General features: G+C 74.1%; 23 protein-coding genes. 14 read left to right on the top strand and 9 right to left on the bottom strand.

The annotated features are described in order from the left end of the window. Positions 1 to 10 precede the first annotated feature (10 nt). Together VGL20_14700 and metH are read right to left on the bottom strand one after the other, a co-directional pair. Positions 11 to 418, bottom strand: a complete 408-nt coding sequence (locus VGL20_14700; GenBank protein ID HEY2704933.1) for a nuclear transport factor 2 family protein — start codon at positions 416 to 418, stop codon at positions 11 to 13. Continuing rightward, a complete protein-coding gene (metH, locus tag VGL20_14695) occupies positions 415 to 3957 on the bottom strand; it encodes a methionine synthase (protein HEY2704932.1) in 3543 nt (1180 codons plus the stop codon). The genes VGL20_14700 and metH overlap by 4 nt, the downstream gene beginning before the upstream one ends. A gap of 114 nt (positions 3958 to 4071) precedes the next feature. Between metH and VGL20_14690 the strand changes: the two genes are divergently transcribed. Next, a complete protein-coding gene (locus VGL20_14690; GenBank protein ID HEY2704931.1) occupies positions 4072 to 4440 on the top strand; it encodes a hypothetical protein in 369 nt (122 codons plus the stop codon). Between the two features lie 4 nt (positions 4441 to 4444). Here VGL20_14690 and VGL20_14685 read toward each other — a convergent pair whose 3' ends face one another. Beyond that, on the bottom strand, positions 4445 to 5149 hold the full coding sequence (locus tag VGL20_14685) for a hypothetical protein (protein ID HEY2704930.1): 705 nt from the start codon (positions 5147 to 5149) through the stop codon (positions 4445 to 4447). 158 nt (positions 5150 to 5307) lie between these two features. Here VGL20_14685 and infA point away from each other — a divergent pair, with 158 nt between their 5' ends. Together infA and VGL20_14675 are read left to right on the top strand one after the other, a co-directional pair. Then, positions 5308 to 5508 carry a translation initiation factor IF-1 gene (gene infA / locus VGL20_14680; protein HEY2704929.1) on the top strand — a complete coding sequence of 67 codons (201 nt, stop codon included), beginning with the start codon at positions 5308 to 5310 and terminating at the stop codon, positions 5506 to 5508. Between the two features lie 27 nt (positions 5509 to 5535). Continuing rightward, the gene (locus VGL20_14675; GenBank protein ID HEY2704928.1) at positions 5536 to 6054 is read left to right on the top strand and encodes a hypothetical protein; all 519 of its coding nucleotides are present in this window, start codon (positions 5536 to 5538) and stop codon (positions 6052 to 6054) included. Here VGL20_14675 and VGL20_14670 read toward each other — a convergent pair. The 3 genes from VGL20_14670 to VGL20_14660 form a co-directional block, all read right to left on the bottom strand. Continuing rightward, positions 6051 to 6983 carry an NAD-dependent epimerase/dehydratase family protein gene (locus VGL20_14670; protein ID HEY2704927.1) on the bottom strand — a complete coding sequence of 311 codons (933 nt, stop codon included), beginning with the start codon at positions 6981 to 6983 and terminating at the stop codon, positions 6051 to 6053. The two genes, VGL20_14675 and VGL20_14670, sit on opposite strands and share 4 nt — an antisense overlap. Next, complete coding sequence (locus VGL20_14665; GenBank protein HEY2704926.1) at positions 6980 to 8023, bottom strand: lysylphosphatidylglycerol synthase transmembrane domain-containing protein; 1044 nt, start codon at positions 8021 to 8023, stop codon at positions 6980 to 6982. Before VGL20_14665 ends, VGL20_14670 begins: the two co-directional genes overlap by 4 nt. A 76-nt stretch (positions 8024 to 8099) precedes the next feature. Next, positions 8100 to 8672, bottom strand: coding sequence for a hypothetical protein (locus VGL20_14660; GenBank protein ID HEY2704925.1), 573 nt, complete (start codon positions 8670 to 8672; stop codon positions 8100 to 8102). Positions 8673 to 8762: 90 nt separating this feature from the next. Here VGL20_14660 and VGL20_14655 point away from each other — a divergent pair, with 90 nt between their 5' ends. The 3 genes from VGL20_14655 to VGL20_14645 are packed head-to-tail and all read left to right on the top strand — an operon-like array spanning position 8763 to position 12531. Next, positions 8763 to 9428 carry a hypothetical protein gene (locus VGL20_14655; GenBank protein HEY2704924.1) on the top strand — a complete coding sequence of 222 codons (666 nt, stop codon included), beginning with the start codon at positions 8763 to 8765 and terminating at the stop codon, positions 9426 to 9428. A gap of 1 nt (position 9429) precedes the next feature. Further along, positions 9430 to 11448 (top strand): sensor domain-containing diguanylate cyclase, encoded by a 2019-nt coding sequence (locus tag VGL20_14650; GenBank protein ID HEY2704923.1) that lies wholly within the window; start codon positions 9430 to 9432, stop codon positions 11446 to 11448. A gap of 21 nt (positions 11449 to 11469) precedes the next feature. Further along, positions 11470 to 12531, top strand: coding sequence for a GntG family PLP-dependent aldolase (locus VGL20_14645; GenBank protein ID HEY2704922.1), 1062 nt, complete (start codon positions 11470 to 11472; stop codon positions 12529 to 12531). Positions 12532 to 12615: 84 nt separating this feature from the next. Here the strand turns inward: VGL20_14645 and VGL20_14640 are convergent, their stop codons facing one another. After that, the gene (locus tag VGL20_14640; protein HEY2704921.1) at positions 12616 to 13356 is read right to left on the bottom strand and encodes a hypothetical protein; all 741 of its coding nucleotides are present in this window, start codon (positions 13354 to 13356) and stop codon (positions 12616 to 12618) included. Between the two features lie 497 nt (positions 13357 to 13853). Here VGL20_14640 and VGL20_14635 point away from each other — a divergent pair, with 497 nt between their 5' ends. Both VGL20_14635 and VGL20_14630 read left to right on the top strand, forming a co-directional pair. Continuing rightward, positions 13854 to 14381, top strand: coding sequence for a polyhydroxyalkanoate synthesis regulator DNA-binding domain-containing protein (locus VGL20_14635; GenBank protein ID HEY2704920.1), 528 nt, complete (start codon positions 13854 to 13856; stop codon positions 14379 to 14381). Positions 14382 to 14386: 5 nt separating this feature from the next. Further along, the gene (locus VGL20_14630; protein ID HEY2704919.1) at positions 14387 to 15637 is read left to right on the top strand and encodes a Glu/Leu/Phe/Val dehydrogenase; all 1251 of its coding nucleotides are present in this window, start codon (positions 14387 to 14389) and stop codon (positions 15635 to 15637) included. 81 nt (positions 15638 to 15718) lie between these two features. Here the strand turns inward: VGL20_14630 and VGL20_14625 are convergent, their stop codons facing one another. Next, positions 15719 to 16510 carry a response regulator transcription factor gene (locus VGL20_14625; protein ID HEY2704918.1) on the bottom strand — a complete coding sequence of 264 codons (792 nt, stop codon included), beginning with the start codon at positions 16508 to 16510 and terminating at the stop codon, positions 15719 to 15721. Between the two features lie 154 nt (positions 16511 to 16664). Between VGL20_14625 and VGL20_14620 the strand changes: the two genes are divergently transcribed. From VGL20_14620 to purE, 6 genes are all read left to right on the top strand, one after another. Continuing rightward, entirely contained in the window at positions 16665 to 17708 is a 1044-nt protein-coding gene (locus VGL20_14620) for an NAD-dependent epimerase/dehydratase family protein (GenBank protein HEY2704917.1), read from the top strand. A gap of 109 nt (positions 17709 to 17817) precedes the next feature. After that, a complete protein-coding gene (locus VGL20_14615; GenBank protein ID HEY2704916.1) occupies positions 17818 to 18957 on the top strand; it encodes a class E sortase in 1140 nt (379 codons plus the stop codon). A 257-nt stretch (positions 18958 to 19214) separates the two neighbouring features. Next, entirely contained in the window at positions 19215 to 20375 is a 1161-nt protein-coding gene (locus VGL20_14610) for a GuaB3 family IMP dehydrogenase-related protein (GenBank protein ID HEY2704915.1), read from the top strand. Then, positions 20375 to 21964 (top strand): glutamine-hydrolyzing GMP synthase, encoded by a 1590-nt coding sequence (gene guaA / locus VGL20_14605; GenBank protein ID HEY2704914.1) that lies wholly within the window; start codon positions 20375 to 20377, stop codon positions 21962 to 21964. Before VGL20_14610 ends, guaA begins: the two co-directional genes overlap by 1 nt. Continuing rightward, positions 21955 to 23265, top strand: coding sequence for a phosphoribosylamine--glycine ligase (gene purD / locus VGL20_14600; protein ID HEY2704913.1), 1311 nt, complete (start codon positions 21955 to 21957; stop codon positions 23263 to 23265). Before guaA ends, purD begins: the two co-directional genes overlap by 10 nt. Beyond that, on the top strand, positions 23262 to 23765 hold the full coding sequence (gene purE / locus VGL20_14595) for a 5-(carboxyamino)imidazole ribonucleotide mutase (protein ID HEY2704912.1): 504 nt from the start codon (positions 23262 to 23264) through the stop codon (positions 23763 to 23765). The genes purD and purE overlap by 4 nt, the downstream gene beginning before the upstream one ends. A gap of 75 nt (positions 23766 to 23840) precedes the next feature. On the opposite strand, the gene VGL20_14590 is transcribed toward purE, so the two are convergent. After that, a partial coding sequence (locus tag VGL20_14590; GenBank protein ID HEY2704911.1) for a hypothetical protein occupies positions 23841 to 24389 on the bottom strand: 549 nt, incomplete at its 5' end.

The raw sequence follows: 24389 nt of genomic DNA, 5'->3' as shown, positions 1-24389 counted from the left end.
CGGCCGTCGCTCAGCGCACCCCGCGGGCGTGGTCGATGGCGGGCTGCGCGCCGTGCGAGCGCATCGTCTCGACGAAGGCCTGCACCGCGCGCAGCGGGCGCAGCAGCAGGGTGAGGCCGACGATCTCGCCGTCGCGGGTGGCGAGGTGGAAGACGCCCTGCGCCGGCTCGTCGCCCACATTTCCCTCGAAGACCAGGGCGTGGGTGTCGCCGCCCCCGCCGTGCAGCTCGTCGGTGATGCGGATGCCGCTCAGGGTCTGCATCGCCATGCCGGTGATCTGTGCAACCAGGTCGCGGCCACGGTAGTCGGTGGAGATCACCGCGGGGCTGTGGAGCACCACGTCCGCGGCGAACCCCGCGGTGGCGGCGCCCCGGTCGCCGGTCTCGATGGCGGTGCGGAAGCTGTCGATGACGGTCACGTCCGGTCCTCCTGGGCGAGTGCGGGGGCGGCGGCGGCTGCCCGGTGGAGGTCGAAGTAGCGGGCCTCGGGGTGGTGCATCACGAAGGCCACGGTGGACTGCTCGGGCACCAGCTGGGCGGCGTCGGTGAGGGTGACGCCGACCTCGGCCGCGGGCAGCAGCTCCAGCAGCACCCGGTTGCCCTCGAGGTCGGGGCAGGACGCGTAGCCGGGGGAGTAGCGGCGGCCCTGGTCGTCGCCGAGGCCGAGCTCGGTGCGGATGCGCCGGTGGACGTACTCGGCGGTGGCCTCGGCCATCTGGGTGGCGAAGCCGTGGACCCGGAGCATGTCGTCGTAGCGGTCCTCGCGCTGCAGCGCCTCGGACAGCTCGGAGGCGCGCGGCCCGGTGGTGGCGAGCTGCAGGGCGATCACGTCGCGCTCGCCGCCCGCCTCGGAGACCGGCCGCAGGTAGTCGGCGAGGCAGAGCCGGTGCTGCCCGGGCTGGCGCGGGAAGGTGAGCCGGGCGACCACCCGCTCGGCCTCATCGGGGGCATAGATGAGCACGGTGTCGCCATCGGCCAGCGCCGGCCAGTAGCCGTACGCGGCCTGGAGGTCGAGGTGGCCGTCGCTCCGCGCCTCGGCGATGGAGAGCGCCAGCCGCGGCTCCAGCTCGGTGCGCAGCAGCCGCTCCCACTCCTCGGGGTCGCGGATGCCGCGGAACTGCCAGGACATCTTGAACAGCGAGTTCCGGTCGATGTGGGGCACCACCTCGTCGATGGGGATGCCGCGCAGCACCCGCGCCCCCCAGAACGGCGGCGTGGGCACGGGCGCGTCGCGGCGCACCGCGCTGCGGTCGGGCACCGCCACCACCGGGGCGGCGGCGCGCTCCCTGGCCCGCCTCGCCTCGGCATCGCGGAAGGTCAGCGCCTCCTCGCGGATGCGCTCCAGCAGGGGGCCGCGCCGCGCCGGGTCGACGAGCTGGTCGACCGTGTCCAGCCCCTCGAAGGCGTCCTTGCAGTAGTACACGCCGGGGTGGTAGCCGCGGTCACCGTCGAGCAGGAGGATGCGCCGGCCGAAGCCGCGGTTGATGGCGGCGCCGCCGATGATCACCGGGAACTGCAGGCCGCGGGCGTCGAGCTCGCCCACGCACGCGGGCATCTGCTTGCTGGTGCTCACCAGCAGCGCGCTGAGCCCGATGGCGTCGGCCTCGACCTCGACCGCCCTCTCGATGATGGTGTTGACCGGCACCTGCTTGCCGAGGTCGTGCACGGTGTAGCCGTTGTTGCTGAGGATCGTCTTCACCAGGTTCTTGCCGATGTCGTGGACATCGCCGTAGACGGTGGCGAGCACCACCGTCCCCTTGGTGACCCCCTCCTTGCGGTCGAGGAACTGCTCGACGTGACCGACGGCGCGCTTCATCACCTCGGCGCTCTGGAGCACGAAGGGGAGGATCAGCTCGCCGGCGCCGAAGCGGTCGCCGACGTCCTTCATCGCCGGGAGGAGGATCTCGTTGATCACCGCGACCGGGCTGCGCTCCCGCAGCGCCAGGTCGATCTGCTCCTCGATGCCCTCCTTGCGCCGCTGCAGGATCTGTGCGTGGATCCGCTGCGGCGGCGCCATCCCCTCGAAGGGATCGGCGCGCTCGGCCTGCTGCTGCCCGCTGCTGTTCGCCTCGTAGAAGGTGATGAACCTGGCGAGGGCGTCGGAGCGCCGGTTGAAGACCAGGTCCTCGGCGAGCTCCCGCTCGGCGGTGGGGATGTCGGCGTAGGCGACGACGTGGGCGGGGTTGATGATCACGGTGTCGAGACCGGCGGCGACGCAGTGGTACAGGAAGACGCTGTTCAGCACCGGGCGCGCCGCCGCCGAGAGCCCGAACGACACGTTGCTCAGCCCCAGCGTGGTGAGCACCCCGGGCAGCTCGCGCTTGATCAGCCGGATGCCCTCGATGGTCTCGACCGCCGAGTCGATCCACTCCGGGTCGCCGGTGGCGAGAGTGAAGGTGAGCGCGTCGAAGAGCAGCTGGTGGGGCTGCAGGTCGTACTCGCCGCAGGCGATCTCGTGGATGCGCCGCGCCGCCCGCAGCTTGGTGTCGCGGGTCTTCGCCATCCCGCCGACGTCGGCTGAGTTGTCGATGGTCAGCGCGATCACCGCGGCGCCGTGGTCGCGCACCAGCGGCAGCACCGCGTCGCAGCGGCCCCGGCCGCTCTCGAGGTTGATGCTGTTCACCACCGGCCGGCCCGGGTACGTCTCCAGCGCGGTGCGGACCACGTCGGCCTCGGTGGTGTCGAAGACCAGCGGCGCCTCGACGCTCATCTGCAGCTTCTTGGTGAGCACGCGCATCTGCTCGGACTCGTCGGTGCGCTCGGTCAGCGCCACCTGCACGTCGAGGGTGTGGGCGCCGCTCTCCACCTGCTCGCGGGCGATCTCGAGGATGCCGTCATAGTCGTCGGCGAGCAGCAGCCGCTTCATCTTCCGCGAGCCCTGGGCGTTGACCCGCTCGCCGATCAGCAGCGGCGCCGGCACCTGGTGGAGGGCCACGCTGCGGATGCTGCTCGCCAGCCGCGGCGCGTCGTCCACGTCCTCGCGGGGGCGCGGGGCGGCGCCGCCCACCCGCGCCACCAGCTCGCGGATGTGCTCCGGGGTGGTGCCGCAGCAGCCGCCGACCACGTTCACCCCGATCTCGCGGACGAAGCCCTCGAGCGCCTCGGCCATCGGCACCGGCTGGAGCGGGAAGACGGCGCGTCCCTCGACGTTGAGGGGCAGCCCGGCGTTGGGGATGCAGGCGATCGGCAGCCGGGTGTGGGCGCAGAGGTGGCGGATGGGCTCGCGCATGTGCTCGGGCCCGGTCGAGCAGTTGAGCCCGACCACGTCGACGCGCAGTCCCTCGAGGATGGCGAGGGCGGCGCCGATGTCGGTGCCGAGCAGCATTCGGCCCGAGGTGTCGAGGGTGACCTGGGCCTGGATCGGCAGCGCCCGTCCCAGGTCGGCGAAGGCGCGCCGCGCCCCGTGGATCGAGGCCTTCACCTCGAGGATGTCCTGTGCGGTCTCGATGATCAGCAGGTCGGCACCGCCCTCGACGAGGCCGCGGGCCTGCTCGCGGAAGGCCTCGACGAGCTCCTCGAAGGTGATGTTCCCGAGCGAGGGATCGTCGGACGACGGCAGGAACCCGGTGGGCCCGATGCTGCCGGCGACGAAGCGGGGGCGCTCGGCGGTGGCGAACTCGTCGCAGACCGAGCGCGCCAGCGCCGCCGCGGTGGCGTTGAGCTCGTGGGTGCGCTCGGGGGCGCCCCACTCGGCGAGGCGCAGCCGGGTGGCCTGGAAGGTGCAGGTCTCGACGATGTCGCAGCCGGCCTCGAGGAAGGACCGGTGGATGCCGCCGACCAGGTCGGGGCGGTGGAGCACCAGGCCGTCGATCCAGCCCTCGCGGCCGCCGAAGTCGTCGGCGGTGAGCTCGTGGCTCTGCAGGCTGGTCCCCATGGCGCCGTCGGCCACCAGCACCCGCGACCGCAGCGCGGCGAGGTACCGGGAGGCGGCGGTGGGGGCGGAGGTGGACTCGGTCATGGGAAGGCTCCGGGGGTATCCGATTCTACCGGTGGTCCTTCCTCCAGCCGTGCAAGGTCCGGCCTCCGCCGCACGTCAGTGAGGTGTCGGACCGCGGTCCGATGGGAGGGAGGAGTGTCCAGAGCACCGGAGCGGCCGGCGCGCATCGCGGTGATCGCGGTGGCGCTGCTCGCCCTCGCCGGCTGCCAGGGGGCGGTCGCCACCCAGCCGGCGGCGGCCACGCCGGAGGCGGTCTCGACGCCCGCGGTCGCCACCGCGGCCCCGGTCACCCTGCCCCCGGTGGCGACCCACGCCGCCCTCCCGATGATCACGCCGCCCCCGCTGGGGCCGCTGCCCAGCATCGACCCGTCGAAGATCGTCCCCGGCAGCGCCAGCTCCGCGGGCAGGTCCGGCAGGGGCAGCGCGGTGCACCACGGCTCCGCCGGCTCCGCCGGCTCGAGCGGCGGTCAGAACCCGGGCAGCCCCCAGCCGCCCGCCCACTGACCGCTCACCGGCCGGTCACCGCCACCAGGTCGACGGTGTCCCCGGAGCCGCCGCCGCGGAGCACCGCCCGGGCCAGGCCGACACCCTCGCAGTACCAGAGCGTCGCTCCCGCGGTGGCCGCCGAGCCGCCCGCGGAGGTGGCACGGGAGACCACCTCGACCACCAGGCAGTGGTCGAGGTGCCCGGCGGGCTCGTCGAGCGCGGCGGGGCCCAGCAGGGTGCGGTCCTCGGTCACCGTGAAGGTCGTCCCGGCGCCGCCGGTGGCGGCGACCCGGCGGCTGTCGGTCCAGGTCCGCCCCGGGGCGACCGGGCCGACGAGGTCGCGCACCGTGCCCCCCTCGGCGGTGCGCACCACGGTGTCGCCCTCGACCCGCACGGTGCCGCCGCTGAGGCCGAAGGGGAGAACCGTCGCCCCCGCCGGCGGGTCGAGCCGCTCCAGCGAGAGCGTGGGCACCCCGGCGGTGATCCGTCGCGAGGCGAGGCGCAGCTCGACGGTGGCGCGCAGCGAGCCGTTGAGGCGGTAGGTCAGCCGCTCGCCGGGGTGCTGCGGGAGGTAGGCGTCGAGGGCCAGCGGGGTGGCGCCGTCGCCCGGCACCATCCGCACCAGGGGCACCAGCAGCACCGCTCCGAGCAGCGCCGCGGCAGCGGCGACGGGGCGCAGGCGTGCGACCACCGCGCCGGTCCGGCGGCTCGTGGCCTGCTGCGACATCGCGACGTCATGCTACGCTCCGGCAGTTACCCGGTTCTGAGGTGTCTGTCTTGGCGCGTCGTCCATCCCGTCCCGGCGGTGCCCGCCGCCGCCCCGCACGTCGCCGTGACCCCAACGCCGCCGCGAACGCGGTCGTCGCCGAGGTCAAGGAAGAGACGATCGAGATGGACGCCACCGTGGTCGAGCCGCTTCCGAACGCGATGTTCAAGGTGAAGCTGCAGACCGGGCAGGAGGTGCTCGCCTACACCTCCGGGAAGATGCGCAAGTTCTACATCCGCATCCTCATCGGCGACCGGGTCCGGGTCGAGCTCAGTCCGTACGACCTGAGCCGCGGCCGCATCACCTTCCGCTACAAGTAGCCCCGGGGCGTCGGCGGGCGGCGGGTCGTGCTCACCTACGCCATCGTCCTGCTCGTGGTCCTGGCCGTCCTCTACGGGAGCTTCCGCGCGCTCGGCGGCGGCCACGAGCCGGTGCCCGCTGAGGACTACCGGCAGCTGTTGCAGCGGATCTCCGGGTACACCGCGGAGCGCATCACCGAGCTCGACGCCCTGCTGGAGCGGCCTCGGCCGGTCCCGGTGGCGATGCCGGGGCAGTCGCGCACGCCCGGCGACCCGCTCGTCGAGATCGGCGCCGAGGTGCGCAAGAAGCTCACCGGCTACCGGCAGCAGCTCGCCCAGATCGAGGTGAGCGCGGCCGGCGACGAGCTCGAGGTGCTCGGCTCGGTGCGGATCCTGCTCACCGCCGCGATCGAGGACGAGAGCTGGGCGTGCCGGATGCTCGAGGGCGGGAGCTACCGCGAGAACCCGGGGGTCCGGGATGCGGTGTCGGCGCTGCGCGACCACGCCGGGCGCTGCATGGAGGCGGCCGCGAGCGCGCTCGGCGCCGCCCCCGCCGGGGTCGTCTAGCTGCGGGCTGCGGTCGCCCGGCGGAAGTGCTCGACGGTGTTCGCGAGCCCCTCGGCGAGGCCGACCCGCGGCCGCCAGCCGAGGCGCTCGGCGGCGAGGCGCACCTCGAGGCAGGAGCGCCGCTGCTCGCCCGGCTTGGCCGGTCCGTGGAGCGGTGGGGCGTCGCTGCCGCAGGCGCGGGCGATGTGGCCGAACAGGGTGGTGACGTCGGTCTCCACCGAGGTGGCGACGTTGTAGGCGCCGGGGTGGGGGGTCTCCATCGCGAGCAGGTTGGCGGCGACCACGTCGTCGACGTGGACGTAGTCGCGGGTCTGCCCGCCGTCACCGTTGATCGTCGCCGGCCGGCCGGCGAGCAGCCTCTCCGCGAAGATCGCGACCACCCCGGCCTCGCCATGGGGGTCCTGCCGGGGGCCGTAGACGTTCGCGTAGCGCAGGGCCACGAACTCGAGCCCGTAGAGCAGCCGGTAGACGCCGCCGTACGCCTCGCCGCACTGCTTGGCGGCGCCGTAGTGCGAGGCCGGGTTGGCGGCATGGGTCTCGGGGGTGGGGACGACCTCGGTGTCGCCGTAGATGGCGCCGCCGCTGGAGGCGAAGACCACCCGGCGCACGCCCGCGTCGACGCAGCCCTGGAGGAGGTTCACGGTGCCGAGCACGTTGATGGTGGTGTCGAGCAGCGGCTCGGCCACCGAGCGGCGCACGTCGATCTGCGCGGCCTCGTGGAACACCACCTCGGGGCGGGCGGCGAGCAGCGCCTCCCGGGCGGTGGGCCCGGCGACGTCGCCGACCACCAGCCGGGCGCCGGCGCCGACCTGCTCGCGGCGTCCCCGGGAGAGGTCGTCGAGCACGGTCACCTCGTGGCCGGCGGCGAGCAGCGCGTCGACCAGGGTGGAGCCGATGAAGCCGGCTCCGCCGGTGACCAGCGTCCTCATCCGCCGGGCTTGTCGACGAGCGGCTGGGCCTGCGGCGCCACCTTGGGGACGCGGATGTGGGTGAGGGCGAAGACGACGCAGCCGACCACCACCAGGCTGCCGTAGCTGATGCTGCGGTCGAGCAGGGCGATCGACGCGGCCACCGTCTGGGTGACATGCGGGTCGATGGCGACGAGCACCCCCACCATGCCCGCCTCGACGAGGCCGATGCCGCCGGGGGTGAAGGGCACGGTGGTGAGCAGCGCCGCCACCAGGGCGACGAGCACGAAGTGGCGGGGGGTGAGCAGGTTGCTGTAGCCGAGGGCGTAGACCACGAAGGCGAGGCGGGTCGCCTCGAGCGCCCACACCAGGACCGAGAGGGGGAGCACCTCGGGCCAGCGCCCGAACGAGCTCATGGTGCCGAGGCGGAAGCTCTCGTAGCGGCGCACCACTCCCACGGGGAGCAGCCGCAGCAGCCGGCGGCCGCGGCCGAGGCCCATCACCACCAGCCCGCCGGCGGCGATGGTGCAGAGCACGGCACCGGCGATGAGCGCGGGCACGAACTGGTGGGGGACGCGGCTGCCGAAGGTCGCCACCGCGGCGACGACGAGCAGGCCCATGAGCACGAAGAGGTCGAGGAGGCGCTCGGCGATGATCGTTCCGAAGCCCTTCATCGCCCCCACGCCCATCCGGGTGCGCAGGAGAAAAGCGCGGTAGACGTCTCCCATCTTGGCGGGCACGACGCAGTTGACGAAGAAGGACACCAGCAGGGTCGAGTACAGGGGACCCGCCGGGCAGCGCTCACCGGCGTTGCGCAGGAGCAGTTGCCAGCGCAGGGTGCGCGCCAGGAAGGAGAGGTAGTACGCGGCGATGCCGGCCAGGTACAGACGGAGGTCCGCATGGCGGATCGCGCTGCCCACGTCGTGCCAGTTCACCGGTGCGCGCCAGATCGCGAGCCCGATGATGAGCACGGTGGCGCCCAGCGAGAGGGCGGTCCGTGGGGTCAGCAGCCGGGAGCGCAGCGAGGGAGCGGCGGCGTCGGCGGGAGCGCGCAGAGACACGTTGCGGGCAACCCTATCACGCGCCTGCGTGCCGTTCCCGGCCGTGGCAGGCCCGTGGCCGGATGTCACGCGACGGTCACGGAGCCCCGTCGCCGCGGTCACGCGCGCGCTGGAGCCGCTGCGCCAGCGAGGTCTCGGAGCGCGGTCCCCGGGGCTCGGCGGCGCGCGCCTCACGCTCCGCGAGCACCCGGATCATGTTCTCCAGGTGCACCGGTTCCCCGGCCGCACGGGCGGCGCGCTCACCGGCGGGCCGGCTGTCCCACTGGCGGATCTGGAAAACGCCCTTGAGCGACGTCCAGGGCACCGCGATGGTGCGCAGCTCCAGCTCGGCGGTGCCGTGCTCGACCAGCTCCCAGACCCCGCCGTGGGGACCGAGGCGCACCTCGGGTCCCAGCCAGGCGCGGAGAACGTGGCCGTCGAGGAAGTGGAAGGCCGCCTTGTCCCATCCCGCGAGGGTCTCGGACGGTGGAGCGGCGCGGACCTCGCCGACCATCAGCTGGCGGATCGCCGCCAGCGGCAGCAGCGCCCGCTCGCTGTTGGAGTCGACGTTGCGGATCTCCGCCTCGATCACCGGCAGGTCGAAGCCGATGGTGGGGGTGTCGGCCCACAGCACCTCGCCGTCGTTGAAGGTGATCACCACCGGAGGCATGGGGCCAAGACTACCCCCTGCCTCTCGTCACCGGAAGGTCACGATCGGGCGGGTCGGGGCTCGCCGGCGATCGCGGCGAGAGGTCGTCGCATGACCACCGGTTCGGTCTCGCCGGTGTGGATGGGGCGTCTGCTGCGGTCGATCACGGCGCTGGCGCTGGCGCTGAGCGCCGCCGTCGCGGCGGGCGTGTTCGCCGCCGCCGTGTCCGCGTCGGTCGAACCCTGGCCGGCGCGACCGGCGGGGCTCGCCATCCCCGCGATCGGCCGCCCCCCCGTGCTCGCCGACGACCCGCCCCGGGCCACGCCCGCCCCGACCGCGACCCCGCGGCCGGACCGGCAGGGGGGCGTGTCCACGTGCCCGTCTCCCTCGGTGCGCAGCGCCGCCGCGGGCACCGCCCGTCGCCGGCTGTCGGACCCGGTCGCCACACCCTGCCCGGTGTCCACGCCCGCACCCACCCTGGTGGCGAGCCGTCCGCCCCCGCCGGTCGCGCCGCTCACCGCCACGCCGGCCGCGACCGCCCGGCCCCGGCCCGCGGTGGCGACCGGCCCCGCCGCCGTGGCGACCGGGACGCCGCGCCCGCACGTCCCGCAGGCGCTCCCGGTGCCGCCGCCGATCTGGCTCACCCCGTCGCTGGTGCCGGTGCCCCAGAGCTACGCCGCCCAGCTGGCGCCGACGTCCGTCCTGGTCCTCGGCTTCGGCTCGGTGGCGCTCGCCAGCGCGGCGATGACCCTGCGCCTGCTCCGCAGGGGGCGCTGAGGTGCGGCGTCCCGAGCTGCTGCGGCGTGCCTCCTTCTTCACGCTCTTCCCGCTGGTGGTGGGCGTCTTCGCGCTCTTCATCGCCTCGGTGTCGGCCTACGTGCCCTTCCAGCAGGCGCGCCGCATCGCCAACGAGGTGGCCACCGGCCGCGCCGCCGACAAGGCGTCGGTGGCCGCGAACCTGCTCCACCAGGAGCAGCGGTCGCTGGTGGGCTTCGCCCGCGCCACCTCGCTCCAGCTCGGCGAGACCGGCGACAGCCCCGCCGACGTCGCCGCGCTCGGCACCTTCGTGACCCGCCTCTCCGGCGAGCTGGAGCCGGCGACGGGGGGGCCGGGCGCCCCGGTCAGCTCCGCCCCCGCCCAGGGCTGCCGCGCCTCCGCGGCGTCGCTGCCCGCCGTCCCCGAGGCCTGCGGCGCCGGTGTCCTCATCGTCACCCGAACGGTGAACGGGATCCCCGCCGCCGCCATGGTGGCCCGCGCCGGGGCGCTGCTCGGCGACGGCGAGGCGCTGGCGCGCTGGCTCTCCCGCCAGGCGGTGGCGCCTCCGCCCTTCGCCGGCAACCCCGACGACGGCGTGCCCTGGATGTTCGCCACCTACCCGGTGCGCACCCCGGCGGGGATCCCCACCGGGCTCACCGTGGTCGTCGCCCAGCCGAACATCGTCGACGACCTCGCCCTCGAGCTGCGCAGCGCCGGCACCGACCAGCCCCAGGTGGCGATCGTCCGCGACCACCGCTACGTGGTCGGGGGGCGCATCGCCGGCCGGCTGGTGGGCGCCGGCGAGCCGCTGCCCGCGGAGCTCTCCCGGGCGGTCTCGCTCCCCGGCGCGCAGACCGTCGACCTCGACGGCGGCCGCTTCGCGGTGGCGGCCTCGCTGCTCGGCGACGGCAACCGGCTGCTGCTGCTCAGCCCGGTGGTGCTCGATCCCGGCGCGCTCATCACCCCCGGGCTGGTGATCAGCTGGGTGTCGATCGTGATCATCCTCCTGCTGGTCACGGGCCACTTCTTCACCCGCCACTGGCAGATGCTCAAGGGCGCCGAGGCGCGCGCCGCCGTGGCCACCCACCTCGACGCCCCGCGGCCGCTGCCGGAGCGGCTGGAGGCGGTCTGCCGGCAGCTGATCGCCACCACCCGCGCGGTCTCGGCGATGGTGGTGATCGACGGCGGCGATCTGCCCGGCCCGTACGTCTGCCACGTCGGGCTCGACCGTCCCGACGCCCGGCGGCTGCTCGGCGACGGTCCCGTCGGCGAGGTCGCGGCGCTGCGCCAGCGAAACACGGTGGAGCGGGTGGCCCCGGCGGAGAGCGAGGAGGCCCGCTGCGGGATGCGACGGCTCTGCGCCGCGCCGCTGCTCATGGGCAGCGGGCTTCGCGGGGTGGTGGTCATCGCCGACCGTCCCCGCGGCTTCATCGACGCCGACCGGGTGCAGCTCGCCGACGCCGCCGAGCGGCTGGCGCTCGCGGTCGAGCGCGACCGCATCCTCTCGGTGCGCACCATGGAGGCGAGCACCGACCCGCTCACCGGGCTGCCGAACCGGCGCTCGCTGGTCGAGCACCTGGAGCGGCAGCTGGCGATCGCCGAGCGGGCCAACGCGCCGCTGTCGGTGCTGATGCTCGACCTCGACCGGCTCAAGGAGATCAACGACACCCACGGCCACGCCGCCGGCGACGAGGCGCTCCGGGCCTTCGCTCGCACCCTGTCGTCGACGATCCGCCGCTCCGATCTCGCCGCCCGCCTCTCCGGCGACGAGTTTGTGATCGTCATGGCCAATACCCGGGGGCGCGACGCCCGCGACGTGGCCGAGAAGATCCGGGCCGCGGTGACCGCGGTGGAGGTGCGGGTGGGAGCCGCGCGCGCCCCGATCCGGCTGGGGGTCAGCATCGGCGGCGTCGCCTTCCCCGAGGTCCGTGGTGGCGGCGCCGAGCGGCTGCTGGAGCGCGCCGATGCCGCCCTCTACGAGGCCAAGCGCGAGGGCCGCAACCGGGTCCGCTTCACTCGGGGACGGATCAGCGCGGCGTGACCCGTGAGACTATTCCGTCCCATGCCTGAGAGCCGCGTCGATCTCCGCAGCGACACCTTCACCGTCCCCGACCGGGCGATGCGACGGGCGATGGCGGAGGCGGAGGTCGGCGACGACGTCTGGGGCGAGGACCCGACCGTGCGCCGCCTCGAGGAGACCATCGCGGCGATGCTCGGCAAGGCCGCCGCCCTGTACGTCCCCAGCGGCACGATGGCCAACCTCTGTGCGGTGGCGGCGCAGACCCGCCCCGGCGACGAGGTGATCAGCGACGCCGAGGCCCACCTGGTCGTGTACGAGGTGGCGGGCGCGGCGGTGGTCGCCGGAGTGCAGCTGCGCACCGTCGCGGCCTCCGGCGGGGTGCCCACCTCGGCGATGGTGGAGGCCGCGGTGCGCCTCCCCAACATCCATCACCCGCGCTCGCGTCTGCTCGCCCTGGAGAACACCCACAACCGTCGCGGCGGCCTCGCCGTCCCCGCCTCCGCGGTCGCCGAGGCGGCGGAGGCGGCCCACCGTCACGGCATTGCGGTGCACTGCGACGGAGCGCGCATCTTCAACGCCGCGATCGCCCTCGACTGCCCCGCGGCCAGCCTGGTGGAGCACTGCGACAGCGTCTCGGTCTGCTTCAGCAAGGGCCTCGGCGCACCGGTGGGCTCGGCGCTGGCCGGCGCCGTCGAGACCGTCGACGAGGCCCGGCGCTGGCGCAAGCGGCTCGGCGGAGGGATGCGCCAGGCTGGGGTCATCGCCGCCGCCGCACTCCACGCGCTCGAGCACAACGTCGACCGGCTCGCCGAGGACCATGCTCACGCCCGCCTGCTCGCCGACCTGCTCAGCGACGCCCCCGGGGTGCGGGTGATCCGCCCGGCGGTGCCGACGAACATCGTCCTGCTCGAGACCGCGGCAGCGGCGGTCGAGGTGGCGGAACGGGCCGCCGCCCAGGGCGTGCTCGCCTCGGTGATGGACCCTCAGCTGCTCCGCTGCATGACCCATCTCGGCGTCGACGCCGGAGCGGTGCGCCGTGCCGGCAGGGTGCTGCGGACGGTGCTGCGCGACTGCGCCGCCGCACGTCCGCGCCCCGCGGGGTAGCCGGCGCCGCTGCTGCGGCCTGAAACGACAGCAGCCCCCGCCCCGATGGGCGAGGGCTGCTCGGTCCCCGAGGGTCTCAGGGCCTCAGGAGGTCGTCGCGGGTGCCGTCGGCGCCGCGGGCAGCGGAGCCGCCGCGGTGGTGCCGCTGCGACGGGTGCCCCGGCGGGTGGTGGCGCGCTTCGGCGCGGTGCTCGCCGCGGTGGCGGTGGCCGCGGCGCGGCGGGTGCCGGTGCGGCGCGTGGTCGTCGCCGGCGTGGTGCTCCCGGCCGCCGTGGCGGCCGCGGCGCGCCGCGTGCTGGTGCGACGGGTGGTCGGCTTCGGCGCGGCGGTCGCGGTGGTGGCGGCGGCGCGCCGGGTGGTGGTGCGCCGGGTGGCCGCCGGCTTCGCCGCCGTGGTGGCGGTGGTGCGGCGGGTGCCGGTCGCCCGGGTGCTGGTGGCGCGAGTGCCGGTCGCGCGGGTGCCGGTCGCCCGGGTGCCGGTCGCACGGGTGCCGGTCGCACGGGTGCCGGTGGCGCGGGTGCCGGTGGCACGGGTGCCGGTGGCACGGGTGCCGGTGGCGCGGGTGCCGGTGGCGCGGGTGCCGGTGGCGCGAGCGGTGGTCGTCCGCCGCGTGGTGCCCGCAGTCGCCCGGCGCGCCGTCGTCGTGGTGGCGCGGCGTGCAGTCGTGGCGGTGGCGCCGGTGCCGCGGCGCACCGCTCCACCGATCCGCTCGACCGCCTTGCGGATCTCGCTCTCGAGCCGCTGCACCGATTTCTCGAGTGCGGCAAGACGCTTGTCGAGATCGGAGATGGGAAGTGCCTTCACCAGACCCTGGACCGCCTTCACCAGGTCACCCCCGGGGGCGCTTCTGCGGGTGGTCCCGGTCACGCGCTTCACAGTCCGCGTGACGGTTGCGGGTACCCCCGTCGTCCGTCTAGTCCTCGCCATGTTTGCTGGGCCTCCGATGGTGCGATCGTCAGGCGATCGCCACGGTTCGCGTATCTGACAGGACGTGGAGAAAACACGCTGCCCTGTGCAGTTCGCGCATAGCATGGTCGATGTACACAGCAATGTCAAACCAGGGTGCTTCCGACCGCCGGCGCCGGCGCCGCCGCGACTGCGCGCACACCGTCGCGGTGACGACTGGCCGGCGGTCTCGGGGGTCTGCCTGTGCGCGCCGCGAGGTCGCGACGGTGCACACCGCGAGCACAGCGGCGACCGCGCGCCGGGACCGCGGGACCGGGCGCACCGGGTCGCGCGGGCGCTGCGACAGCGGGTGGATGGGCGTACGGCCATCGGCTCCCGTATAGTCGGCGCCGATCGGGGGAGGCCCGAATAGAGGAGTGCGGGCGCTGGAAACGCACGTCATCAAGAAGTACGCCAACCGCAAGCTCTACGACACCCACTCACGCCGCTACGTGACCCTGGACGTGATCGCCGAGCTGCTGCGCGAGGGCCACGACGTCCGGGTGGTCGATCGGACCAGCGGCGAGGACATCACCGCGGTGACCCTGAGCCAGATCCTGCTCGACCTCGAGCGCCAGCGCCGGGGGCCGCAGCCCGAGCCCCTGCTCGTCGACGCGGTGCGCGAGCGGGGCGAGCAGCTCATCGCCATGGTGCGCGCCTCGCTGGCGCTGCCACGCGAGCTCCGGCAGCGCGCCACCGACAGCCTGGCGAGCACCACCCAGCATCTCGAGAGCCGCGTCGACGACGTCGTCACCACCGGCCTGCACAACCTGAACATCGCCACCGCCGAGGAGGTCGAGGCGCTGGGACGGCGGGTGGACGAGCTCGCCGCGCGCGTCGACGCGCTCGACGCCGCCCTCGGCGAGACGTCGCCGCGCACGCGGCCGCCCGGCGGCCGGGACTGAGCGCTGTGGCCTCCACCACCTCCGCCTTCGCCGACGCGCAGCGCCGCGTCGACGCCGCCGCCGCCGCTCTCGGGCTCGACGGCGGCATCCGCGCGGTGCTCCGCGAGATCAAGCGCGAGCTCGTCGTCCACTTCCCGGTGGCCTTCGACGACGGCAGCCACACGGTGTTCACCGGTTTCCGGGTGCAGCACAACATCGTCCGGGGCCCGGCCAAGGGCGGCATCCTCTACGCGCCGTGGCTCACCGTCGACGACATCCGCGCTCTCGCGATGGTGATGACCTGGAAGTCGGCGGTCGTCGACCTCCCCTTCGGCGGTGCCAAGGGCGGGGTGATCTGCGACCCCCGCCGGCTCAGCATCGGCGAGCTGGAGCGGCTGACCCGCCGCTTCACCACCGAGATCGCGCTCCTCATCGGTCCCGAGAAGGACATCCCCGCGCCCGACATGGGGACGACGCCGCAGATCATGGCCTGGATGATGGACACCATCTCCATGAACGCCGGCTACTCGGTGCCCGCCGCGGTCACCGGCAAGCCGATCGACATCGGTGGCACGGCGGGCCGCGACTCCGCGATCGCCCGCGGGCTGACGATGGTCACGTTGTGGTCACTCCAGGAGCTCGGCATCGACCCGGTGGGCGCGTCGGTGGCGCTCCAGGGTTTCGGGCACGTGGGCGCGGAGTGCGCGCTGAGCCTCGCCGAGGCGGGGCTCAGAGTGATCGCGGTCACGGACAGTCGCGGCGGCGTGCACCGCCCCGAGGGCCTCGACGTGCCCGCGCTCGCCGCCCACGTGCGCGGCGGCGGCAGCGTCGCGGAGAGCGGCGCGGGCGAGGTGATCGGTCCCGCCGACGTGCTCGAGCTCGAGGTCGACGTGCTCGTCCCCGCCGCGGTGCAGGCGCAGATCCATGCCGGCAACGCCGGACGGGTGCGCGCCCGTCTCATCGCCGAGGGCGCCAACGCCGCCATCACCCCCGACGCCGACCCCGTGCTCGACGCCGCCGGCATCGTGGTGATCCCCGACATCCTCGCCAGCGCCGGCGGCGTGGTGGTCTCGTACTTCGAGTGGGTGCAGGACCTGCAGGCGCTCTTCTGGGAGGAACGCGAGGTGATGCGCCGCCTCGAGGACGTGATGCGCCGCGCCCACGACCACGTCGGCCGCACCGCCGCCGAGCACGGCATCAGCCTCCGCGACGCCGCCTACCGCGTCGCGGTCGACCGGGTGGCGAGGGCCACCGAGGTACGGGGCATCTATCCGTGACCCGGGGGAGGCGTGGCCTCCCCGGGTGACGACACGGTGGCAGAACCGCAGCCTCACGGATCCCCCACCGGAGGCCGGGGGCTACGCCGGTGTCAGAGAGCCCCCCACCGGCCGGTAGTCGAACCGGTACCCGACACCGGGCACGGCGTGCACATACGTCGGATGCTCGTTGTTCGGCTCGATCTTGCGGCGCAGCCGGTAGACGTGGGCGTCGACGCTGCGGGCGTCGAGTTCGGCGCCCTGGCCCCACACCTGCTGGATCATCTCGGCGCGGGAGACGACGCGGCCGGGGCGGGTGGCGAGCAGGGCGAGCAGGTTGAACTCGGTCGGGGTGAGTCCCACCGCCTCGCCGTCGCGCAGCACCTCGTGGCGGCCGAAGTCGATCACCAGGCCGGGGAACTTCAGGCGGCCGGGGCGCACCTGGGCGGCGCTGCGACGCTGGCGGCGCAGCTGGGCGCCGATCCGGGCCGCGAGCTCGCGCAGCTCGAAGGGCTTGGTGACGTAGTCGTCGGCGCCGATCTCGAGACCGACGACGACGTCGACGACGTCGTGGTTCGCCGACACCATGAGGATGGGCACCTCGATCCCTGCGGCGCGGATGCGGCGGCAGACGTCGAGGCCGGTCAGGCGGGGCAGGTTGAGATCCAGGACGATGAGGTCGGCGTCGGACTGTTCGGCGAGACGCAGTCCTTCGAAGCCGTCGGTGGCCACCTGGACGGTGAAGCCGTGCTCGCGGCCGAGCATGGTCAGCATCGTGCCCATGGTGGGGTCGTCGTCGATCACGAGGATCGTGGTCTCGCCGGCAGGTGCCTGATCAGTCGGGTCGTGGCTGCTGAGGAGGTCCAGGGTGGGTGTGGAGGTGAGGCGGTCCATCAGTGCAAAGTGTGCGAACGGAGCTATCGCAACGGAGTACAGGGCACGGCCACGGGGTGGTTACAGGACCCTTCTGGAACCGACACGCCGAACTCGAAGGGGCGCGCGGAGAGGGCGCTGGTACCATCGCCGGATCAGCGCCCAGGGGAGACAGATGCGCCGCCAGCGGGTCCTCATCACCGGGATCAGCCGGTTCTGGGGCTACGAGCTCGCCCAGCGCCTCGAGGCCGACCCCATGGTCGAGCAGATCGTGGGCATCGACGTCCGCGAGCCCGCCCACGACCTCGCCCGCACCGACTTCATCCGCGCCGACCTCCGCCACAGCCTGGTCGGCAAGCTGGTGCGCGCCCTCGGCATCGACACCGTGGTGCACACCAACCTGATCGTCGACCCGCGGCGCACCAGCGCCCGGGTGGCGCACGAGACCAACGTGATCGGCAGCATGAACCTGCTGGCGGCGTGCAGCGGCGCCGACAGCCCGGTGCGCAAGCTGCTGGTGAAGTCGAGCACCGCGATCTACGGGAGCGAGCCCGACGACCCCTCGGTGTGGACCGAGGACATGACCCGGCGGACCCCGCCACAGGACGCCTTCAGCCGCGACATCGTCGAGGTCGAGTCGTACGTCCGCGACTTCGCGCTCCGCCAGCCGGGGGCGACGGTGACCGTGCTCCGCTTCACCAACGTGCTCGGCCCGCTGCTCCAGACCCCCTTCCAGGCGTACTTCGGCCTCCCCGCGGTTCCCACCGTGCTCGGCTTCGACCCCCGGCTGCAGTTCCTCCACGAGGAGGACGCGGTCGAGGCGCTCTACCGCGCCACCGTCGAGAGCCACCCGGGCGCCTACAACGTCTCCGGACCGGGGGTGGTGATCCTCTCGCAGGCGGCCAGGATCCTGGGCCGTCGCTGCCTCCCCGTGATCCCCCCGGTGGGCGGGAGCCTCGCGGCGCTGGCGCTGCGCCGCGCGGGCCTGCTCGACTGGCCGCCCCACCTGCTCCGCCTCATCCAGTACGGCCGCGTCGTCGACATCGCCAGGCTCCGCGAGAGCTTCGGCTGGGAGCCGCGGCGGGGCAGCTGCGAGGTGCTCCACGACTACGCCCGCGGCCGCCGAGGGGAGGCCGTGGCGGCGCTGGTGAGCGGCGGCGAGCCCGAGGTGCCGGGACCCGGCCGGCCGCGGCTGGTCCAGGGTGTGCGGCGGGGCTGACCGGGGTCCCGCGCCCGGCCCGGTGACGAAACGGTGGCGGCTGGTTGCCGGCCCGTGACAGCGGTGTACCTTGGACGCGATGGCGACCGAGAGGAAGGGTTGGCCCGGCATGCGTGAGCAGCTCGCCGCCGACTACCAGGAGATCGGCGAGCTCGCCCGTGTGGTGGCCGAGGACGTGCCCACCCCGTGGCGGCTGCGACGCGCTCGGCTGGGTGGGCTGCTGCTCGCGGCGGTCACCCCGCTGCTGGTCGTCGCCTGGTGGCTGGACCGGCGCGTGCCCCATCCCCGGCTGGGCCGGCCGCAGCCGCGCCACCTGCTCTCGTTCGGCGGGGTGGCGCTCATCGCCACCGGCATCGGCATCGTGGCGATCCCGCTGCTGGGGGTGCAGAACCGCGGCAGGGCGGACGACAACGCCCTGGCGCAGTGGAACAAGGGCGGGTCGCAGGCGCTGGTGGGCGGTCTGCCCGATACCGCCGACGCCGCCGCGGTGGGCACCTGCGGCAACTCCAGCCCGGCCGAGTCCTACGCGCTGGTCAGCTTCCCGAGCCTGAAGCAGTACGGCTACTCCGGGGTCGCCGGCGACGGCGGCTGGGACCTCCTGCTGCAGCGCTCGATGGTCCACTACCACGGCTCCGCGGCCCCCGGTGAGATGGGCAACGACATCATCGCCTTCCACCGCGAGCCCCACTTCCAGAACATCGACCAGCTCCACCCCGGCGACCCCATCGAGGTCCAGGACCGCAACTGCCGGGTGTGGCACTACCGGGTGACGGCGAGCCAGGTGCTCGCCCCCGACAGGGTCACCCAGCTGGGGCCGACCGACGATGCCGAGCTCACCCTGGTGACCTGCACCCCCTGGTTCCAGGACTACAACCGGATCGTCTGGCGCGCGGTGCTCACCGACAAGCCGACCACCACCCCGGCCACGCCCGCGCCGACCGCGGCCTCGGTGCCGTTCCCGGTGGTCACCGCGACGCCGACCCCGGCGCCGACGCCGAGGCCGACTCCCTCCCCGACGCCGTCGCCGAAGCCGACGCCGTCGCCCTCCCCGAAGCCGGCCCCGACTCCGGCTCCGACTCCGGCTCCGACCCCGGCACCCGCCCCGACGCCGCCGCCGGGGCCGCCGACGACGCCACTGCCCACTCCGTCGCCGGCGCCGACGCCGACGCCGTTCCCTCCGACGCCTCCGCCGACGCCCGATCCGACGCCCACGCCGAAGCCGTCGCCGGCCGCCTCACCCACCCCCTGAGCCCTACCACATCTGGTGGGTGCGTGGGTTGGCAGGCACAACATGGGGTGCGGTCACCGACCCTCGGGCGGGCTGTCTGGTATGCTCTGCTGCCACCTGGATGGCCATGACGAAGTGCAGCGCATGCCCCTGCCGGTGAGGACCTCGCCGGCTCCTCGGGGAGACGAGCGCCCAGCGCAGCCCACCGCTGCGCTGGGCGCTCGTCGCATTCCCGAGACCCTGGGGCGCGCGGGCGCGATCGTCGCACCGGAGGTCTCATGGAGTTCGAGCTAGGACGAGGGAAGCGGGCACGGCGCGCCTACGGCTTCGACGAGGTGGCGCTGGTTCCCGGCACGGTGACCATCAACCCGGCTGAGATCGACGTCTCCTTCCAGCTCGACGGCTCGACCTTCGACCTCCCCATCCTGGCGGCCGCCATGGACGGTGTGGTCGACACCCGCTTCGCGGTCACCATGGGGCGACTCGGCGGGCTCGCGGTGCTCAACCTCGACGGCCTGCAGACCCGGTACGAGGATCCCACCGAGGTCCTGCTGGAGATCGCCGACACCCCACCGGACCAGATCAACCTGCTCCTGCAGAGGCTCTACACCGCGCCGGTGCAGGACGGGCTGATCGGCCAGCGGATCGAGCAGATCAAGCACGGCGGGGTGCGCTGCGCGGTCTCCTCGATCCCCAACCACGCCGAAAGGCGGGGGCCGCTGGTGCAGGAGGCCGGCGCCGACGTCTTCGTCGTGCAGGGGACGGTGCTCACCGCCCGGCACGTGAGCAGGTCGTACCGCCAGCTCTCGTTCCGCGAGCTCACCCAGGCGCTCGACATCCCGGTCGTGGTCGGCAACTGCGTCGACTACGCGACCGCCCTCGAGCTGATGGACACCGGGATCCGGGGGCTGCTGGTGGGCGTCGGCCCCGGCGCCGCCTGCACCACTCGCGCGGTGCTGGGAGTGGGTGTGCCCCAGGTGACCGCCACCAGCGACTGCGCGGCCGCCCGTGACGACCACCTGCGACGGAGCGGCGAGCGGGTGGCGATCATCACCGACGGCGGCATGCGCATCGGCGGCGACATCACCAAGGCGTTCGCGAGCGGCGCCGACGCGGTGATGATCGGCTCCATCTTCGCCGCCACCGAGGAGGCGGCGGGCCACGGCAACCACTGGGGCATGGCCACGCCCGATCCGAACCTGCCCCGGGGAACGCGCATCCGCACCGGCGTCAAGGGCGCCCTCCAGGAGGTGCTCTTCGGGCCGGCGCACGTCGACGACGGCAGCATGAACCTGGTCGGCGCGCTGAAGAGCGCGATGGGGGTCTGCGGGGCCCGCAACATCCGCGAGTTCCAGGACACCGAGATGGTGATCGCGCCGTCGATCAAGACCGAGGGCAAGACCGAGCAGCGCGCCCAGCGCGTGGGCATGGGCGCCTGATGACCGTGGTCGCCGGCGGCAGCGGTCTCGCCGCCCTCGCGCCGGTGGCCGCCGCGCACGACACCGTGCTGGTGCTCGACTTCGGCTCCCAGTACAGCCAGCTGATCGCCCGCCGGGTGCGCGAGGCGAAGGTGTACTGCGAGCTGCTGCCGGGGACGGTGAGCGCCGAGGAGGTGCGCCGCCGCAAGCCGCGCGGCCTCATCTTCAGCGGCGGGCCGGCGTCGGTGTACGAGCCCGGCGCGCCCCGTCCCGACCCCGGGATCTACGACCTCGGGCTGCCCATCCTGGGCATCTGCTACGGCATGCAGCTGCTCGCCCAGGACCTCGGCGGCGCCGTCGAGCCGGCGACCCGGCGTGAGTACGGGCTCGCGTCGCTGGTGGTCGACGAGGTCGGCGGGCTCTTCGAGCGGCTGCCCGCGGAGCTGCCCGTGTGGATGTCGCACGGCGACGTCATCACCAGGCTGCCGCCGGGCTTCCGGGCCGTCGCCCACTCGCTGAACTCGCCCTGCGCGGCGATGGCGGGCCCGGCGGGACGGCTGGGCATCCAGTTCCACCCCGAGGTGGTGCACACCCCGCTCGGCCGCGAGGTGCTCCGCAACTTCCTCTACCGGGTCTGCGGCTGCAGCGGCACCTGGGAGCCCTCGTCCTTCATCGAGATGGCGGTCTCCGACGTGCGCTCGCGGGTGGGCGACGGCCGGGTGCTCTGCGCGCTCAGCGGCGGCGTCGACTCGGCGGTGGCGGCGACGCTGGTGCACCGCGCGATCGGCGACCAGCTGGTCTGCGTCTTCGTCGACAACGGCCTGCTCCGCCGCGCCGAGGCCGACCGGGTCATCGACGTCATGTCGCGGCAGCGGCACATCGACCTCGTCCACGTCGACGCCACCGATCGCTTCCTCGCCGCGCTCGCCGGGGTGGTCGACCCCGAGGAGAAGCGCAGGGCGATCGGGCGCACCTTCATCGAGGTCTTCGAGCAGGAGGCGCGCCGGCTCGGTCAGGTCGACTTCCTCGCCCAGGGCACGCTCTACCCGGACGTCATCGAGTCCACCGCTCGGGACACCCACGGCGCGCGGACGATCAAGACCCACCACAACGTCGGCGGACTCCCCAAGGACCTGCGCTTCGAGCTGGTCGAGCCGCTCCGCTACCTCTTCAAGGACGAGGTGCGCCGGGTGGGGCTCGCGCTCGGTCTCCCTGAGGACCTGGTGTGGCGGCAGCCGTTCCCCGGCCCCGGGCTGGCGATCCGGATCATCGGCGAGGTCACCCGCGCGCGCCTCGAGACCCTCCGCGCCGCCGACTGGATCGTCATCGACGAGATCAAGCGCAGCGGTCTCTACCGCGAGGTGTGGCAGTCCTTCGCGATCCTGACGCCGATCTCGTCGGTGGGGGTGATGGGCGACGGGCGCACCTACGCCAACGTCGTCGCCATCCGCATCGTGACCAGCGACGACGGCATGACCGCCGACTGGGCGAAGGTGCCCTACGACGTCCTCGGCGCCATCTCGCGGCGCATCGTCAACGAGGTGCAGGGCGTGAACCGCGTGGTCTACGACATCAGCAGCAAGCCTCCCTCCACGATCGAATGGGAGTGACCAGGGTCCTCATCGCCGGCTCCGGCGCCCGGGAGCACGCGCTGGCCTGGGGATGCGCGCGGCACCCCGGCACCGAGCTGATCTGCGCGCCGGGAAACGGCGGCACCGCCGGGCTCGCCGAGAACGTCGCCGTCGCCGCAGACGACGTCCCCGCGATGGTACGGCTGGCGGTCGAGCGCGAGGTCGACCTGGTGGTCATCGGTCCCGACGGGGCGATCGCGGCCGGCCTCGCCGACGGCTGCGCCGAGCGCGGCATCGCGGTGTTCGGTCCCACCCGCGCGGCGGGGCGGGTGGAGTCGTCGAAGGAGTTCACCAAGCTCCTCGCCGGCAGCGCGGGCATCCCCACCGCCGCCTGGCAGGCCGGCGGCGTCGACGACCGTCACCGTCTCCACGGCTTCGCCGCCGAGCTCGGCACCTGCGTGGTGAAGGCCGACGGGCTCGCCCTGGGCAAGGGGGTGACCGTCTGCGACGACGCCGCCGCCGCCCGGGCCGCGATCGACGCCTGCCTGCTCGAGGGCCGCTTCGGCGAGGCAGGCACCCGGGTGGTCGTCGAGGAGCGGATGAGCGGCCGGGAGGTGAGCGTCCTCGCCCTCAGCGACGGCGACTCGGTGCGGGCGCTCGCTCCCGCCTGCGACTACAAGCGCATCCACGACGGCGACCGGGGGCCCAACACCGGCGGCATGGGCGCCTACGCGCCGCCCGCCGGGCTCGACCCCGATTCCACCCTCGACGACGCCCTGCGGCGCTTCGTGGAGCCCTGTGTGGCCGCACTGCGCGCCCAGGGCACGCCCTTCCGGGGCTGTCTCTACGCCGGGCTCATGCTCACCGACGCGGGCCCGCGCCTGGTGGAGTTCAACGCCCGCCTCGGCGACCCCGAGACCCAGGTGGTGCTGCCGCTCCTCGGCGAGGACCTGCTCGACCTCCTCACCGCCTGCGCCCGCGGCGGGCTCGAGGGGGGCAGGGCGCGGGCGCTCGCCGGCGCCGCCGTGGGCGTGGTCGCCGCCGCCGCCGGGTACCCGGGCAGCGTCCGCGGCGGCGACGCGATCACCGGCCTGGAGGCGCTCGACGGCGACGCCCTCCTCTTCCACGCCGGCACCCGCCGCGATCCCGACGGGACGGTGCGCACCGCCGGCGGGCGGGTGCTCACCGTGGTCGCGCGCGGCGACACCATCGCGGCCGCGCGCGAGCGCGCCTACGCCAACCTCGGGCGGGTGCGCTTCGAGGGGATGCAGCACCGCGGTGACATCGCCGACCCCGCCGGTGCCCAGGTGGCCGCGGCGCCCGGAGCGGCGGGCCGGTGAGCGGCGCCCCGGTGCGGGTCGGCATCGTCATGGGAAGCGAGAGCGACGCGGCGGCGATGCAACGCTGCGCGGAGGTGCTCGAGGACTACGGCATCGGCCACGAGACCGCGGTGATCTCCGCCCACCGCGCCCTCGACGTGCTCCAGCGCTACGCTGCCACCGCCCCGGGGCGCGGACTGCGGGTGCTCGTCGCCGGGGCCGGCGCCGCCGCGGCGCTGCCCGGCGTGCTCGCCGCCCTCACCCCCCTGCCGGTGATCGGCGTTCCCCTCACCGGGACACCGCTGAACGGCTTCGACGCGCTGCTGAGCATCGTGCAGATGCCGCCGGGCGTCCCCGTGGCCACCGTCGCCGTCGGGGAGATGGGGGCGCGCAACGCCGGCCACCTGGCGGCCCGCATCCTCGCCCTCGGCGACCCCGCCGTGGCCGCGGCGGTGGAGCGGGTGCGCGCCGCCATGCGCGGCAAGGTGCGCCTCCCCGAGGGATTCGAGGCCGGCGGCTAGCGGAGGGGCCGGCGGGTGGAGACCCCGGTCGGGTCTCCACCGCAGGCGGCTGTCCGAGACGTTGCAGGCCGGCTCCTAGCCGACCGGGCGCAGGCGTCCTCCCCGGCCGCGCAGCTCGCGCGCGGGCAGCTCCACGTCGTCGTCGTCGACGTCGATGGTCACCCCGGACGGGCCCTGGCCGGCGAGCGCGGCCACCGGATCGGCAACCCGGTCGGCGTCGGCGTCGATGCCGGCGGTGCGACGGATCACGTACGGGGGCCGCTGGCCCACCTCGTGGTAGATGCGGGTGAGCAGCTCACCGAGCAGTCCCATCGAGAGGAACTGCACCCCGAGGATGACCAGGAGCACGCTGAGGATCATCAGCGGCCGCTCCGCCAGGCCGACCCCGGACACCGCCTTCTCGATGAGCAGGCCGGCGAGCGAGCAGAAGCCGAGCACGAAGCTCATCAGGCCGAGCAGCCCGAAGAACTGCATCGGGCGGGACAGGTACTTCAGCAGGAACTTGACGGTCAGCAGGTCGAGGATCACCCGCACGGTGCGCGAGATCCCGTACTTGCTGGTGCCGCGGGTGCGGGGGCGGTGGTTGACCGGGATCTCCACCACCCGGGCGCCGACCAGGCCGGC

The sequence above is a fragment of the Candidatus Dormiibacterota bacterium genome (genome assembly GCA_036495095.1).
Taxonomy (GTDB): Bacteria; Chloroflexota; Dormibacteria; order Aeolococcales; family Aeolococcaceae; genus CF-96.
This window is presented reverse-complemented; position numbering and strand designations above follow the sequence as displayed.

Coding starts and splice junctions, on each gene's coding strand:
- metH (HEY2704932.1), bottom strand. CDS start 3,957: ATGACCGAGTCCACCTCCGCCCCCACCGCCGCCTCCCGGTACCTCGCC.
- VGL20_14685 (HEY2704930.1), bottom strand. CDS start 5,149: ATGTCGCAGCAGGCCACGAGCCGCCGGACCGGCGCGGTGGTCGCACGC.
- VGL20_14670 (HEY2704927.1), bottom strand. CDS start 6,983: ATGAGGACGCTGGTCACCGGCGGAGCCGGCTTCATCGGCTCCACCCTG.
- VGL20_14660 (HEY2704925.1), bottom strand. CDS start 8,672: ATGCCTCCGGTGGTGATCACCTTCAACGACGGCGAGGTGCTGTGGGCC.
- VGL20_14655 (HEY2704924.1), top strand. CDS start 8,763: ATGACCACCGGTTCGGTCTCGCCGGTGTGGATGGGGCGTCTGCTGCGG.
- VGL20_14645 (HEY2704922.1), top strand. CDS start 11,470: ATGCCTGAGAGCCGCGTCGATCTCCGCAGCGACACCTTCACCGTCCCC.
- VGL20_14625 (HEY2704918.1), bottom strand. CDS start 16,510: ATGGACCGCCTCACCTCCACACCCACCCTGGACCTCCTCAGCAGCCAC.
- VGL20_14620 (HEY2704917.1), top strand. CDS start 16,665: ATGCGCCGCCAGCGGGTCCTCATCACCGGGATCAGCCGGTTCTGGGGC.
- VGL20_14615 (HEY2704916.1), top strand. CDS start 17,818: ATGCGTGAGCAGCTCGCCGCCGACTACCAGGAGATCGGCGAGCTCGCC.
- VGL20_14610 (HEY2704915.1), top strand. CDS start 19,215: ATGGAGTTCGAGCTAGGACGAGGGAAGCGGGCACGGCGCGCCTACGGC.
- guaA (HEY2704914.1), top strand. CDS start 20,375: ATGACCGTGGTCGCCGGCGGCAGCGGTCTCGCCGCCCTCGCGCCGGTG.
- purD (HEY2704913.1), top strand. CDS start 21,955: ATGGGAGTGACCAGGGTCCTCATCGCCGGCTCCGGCGCCCGGGAGCAC.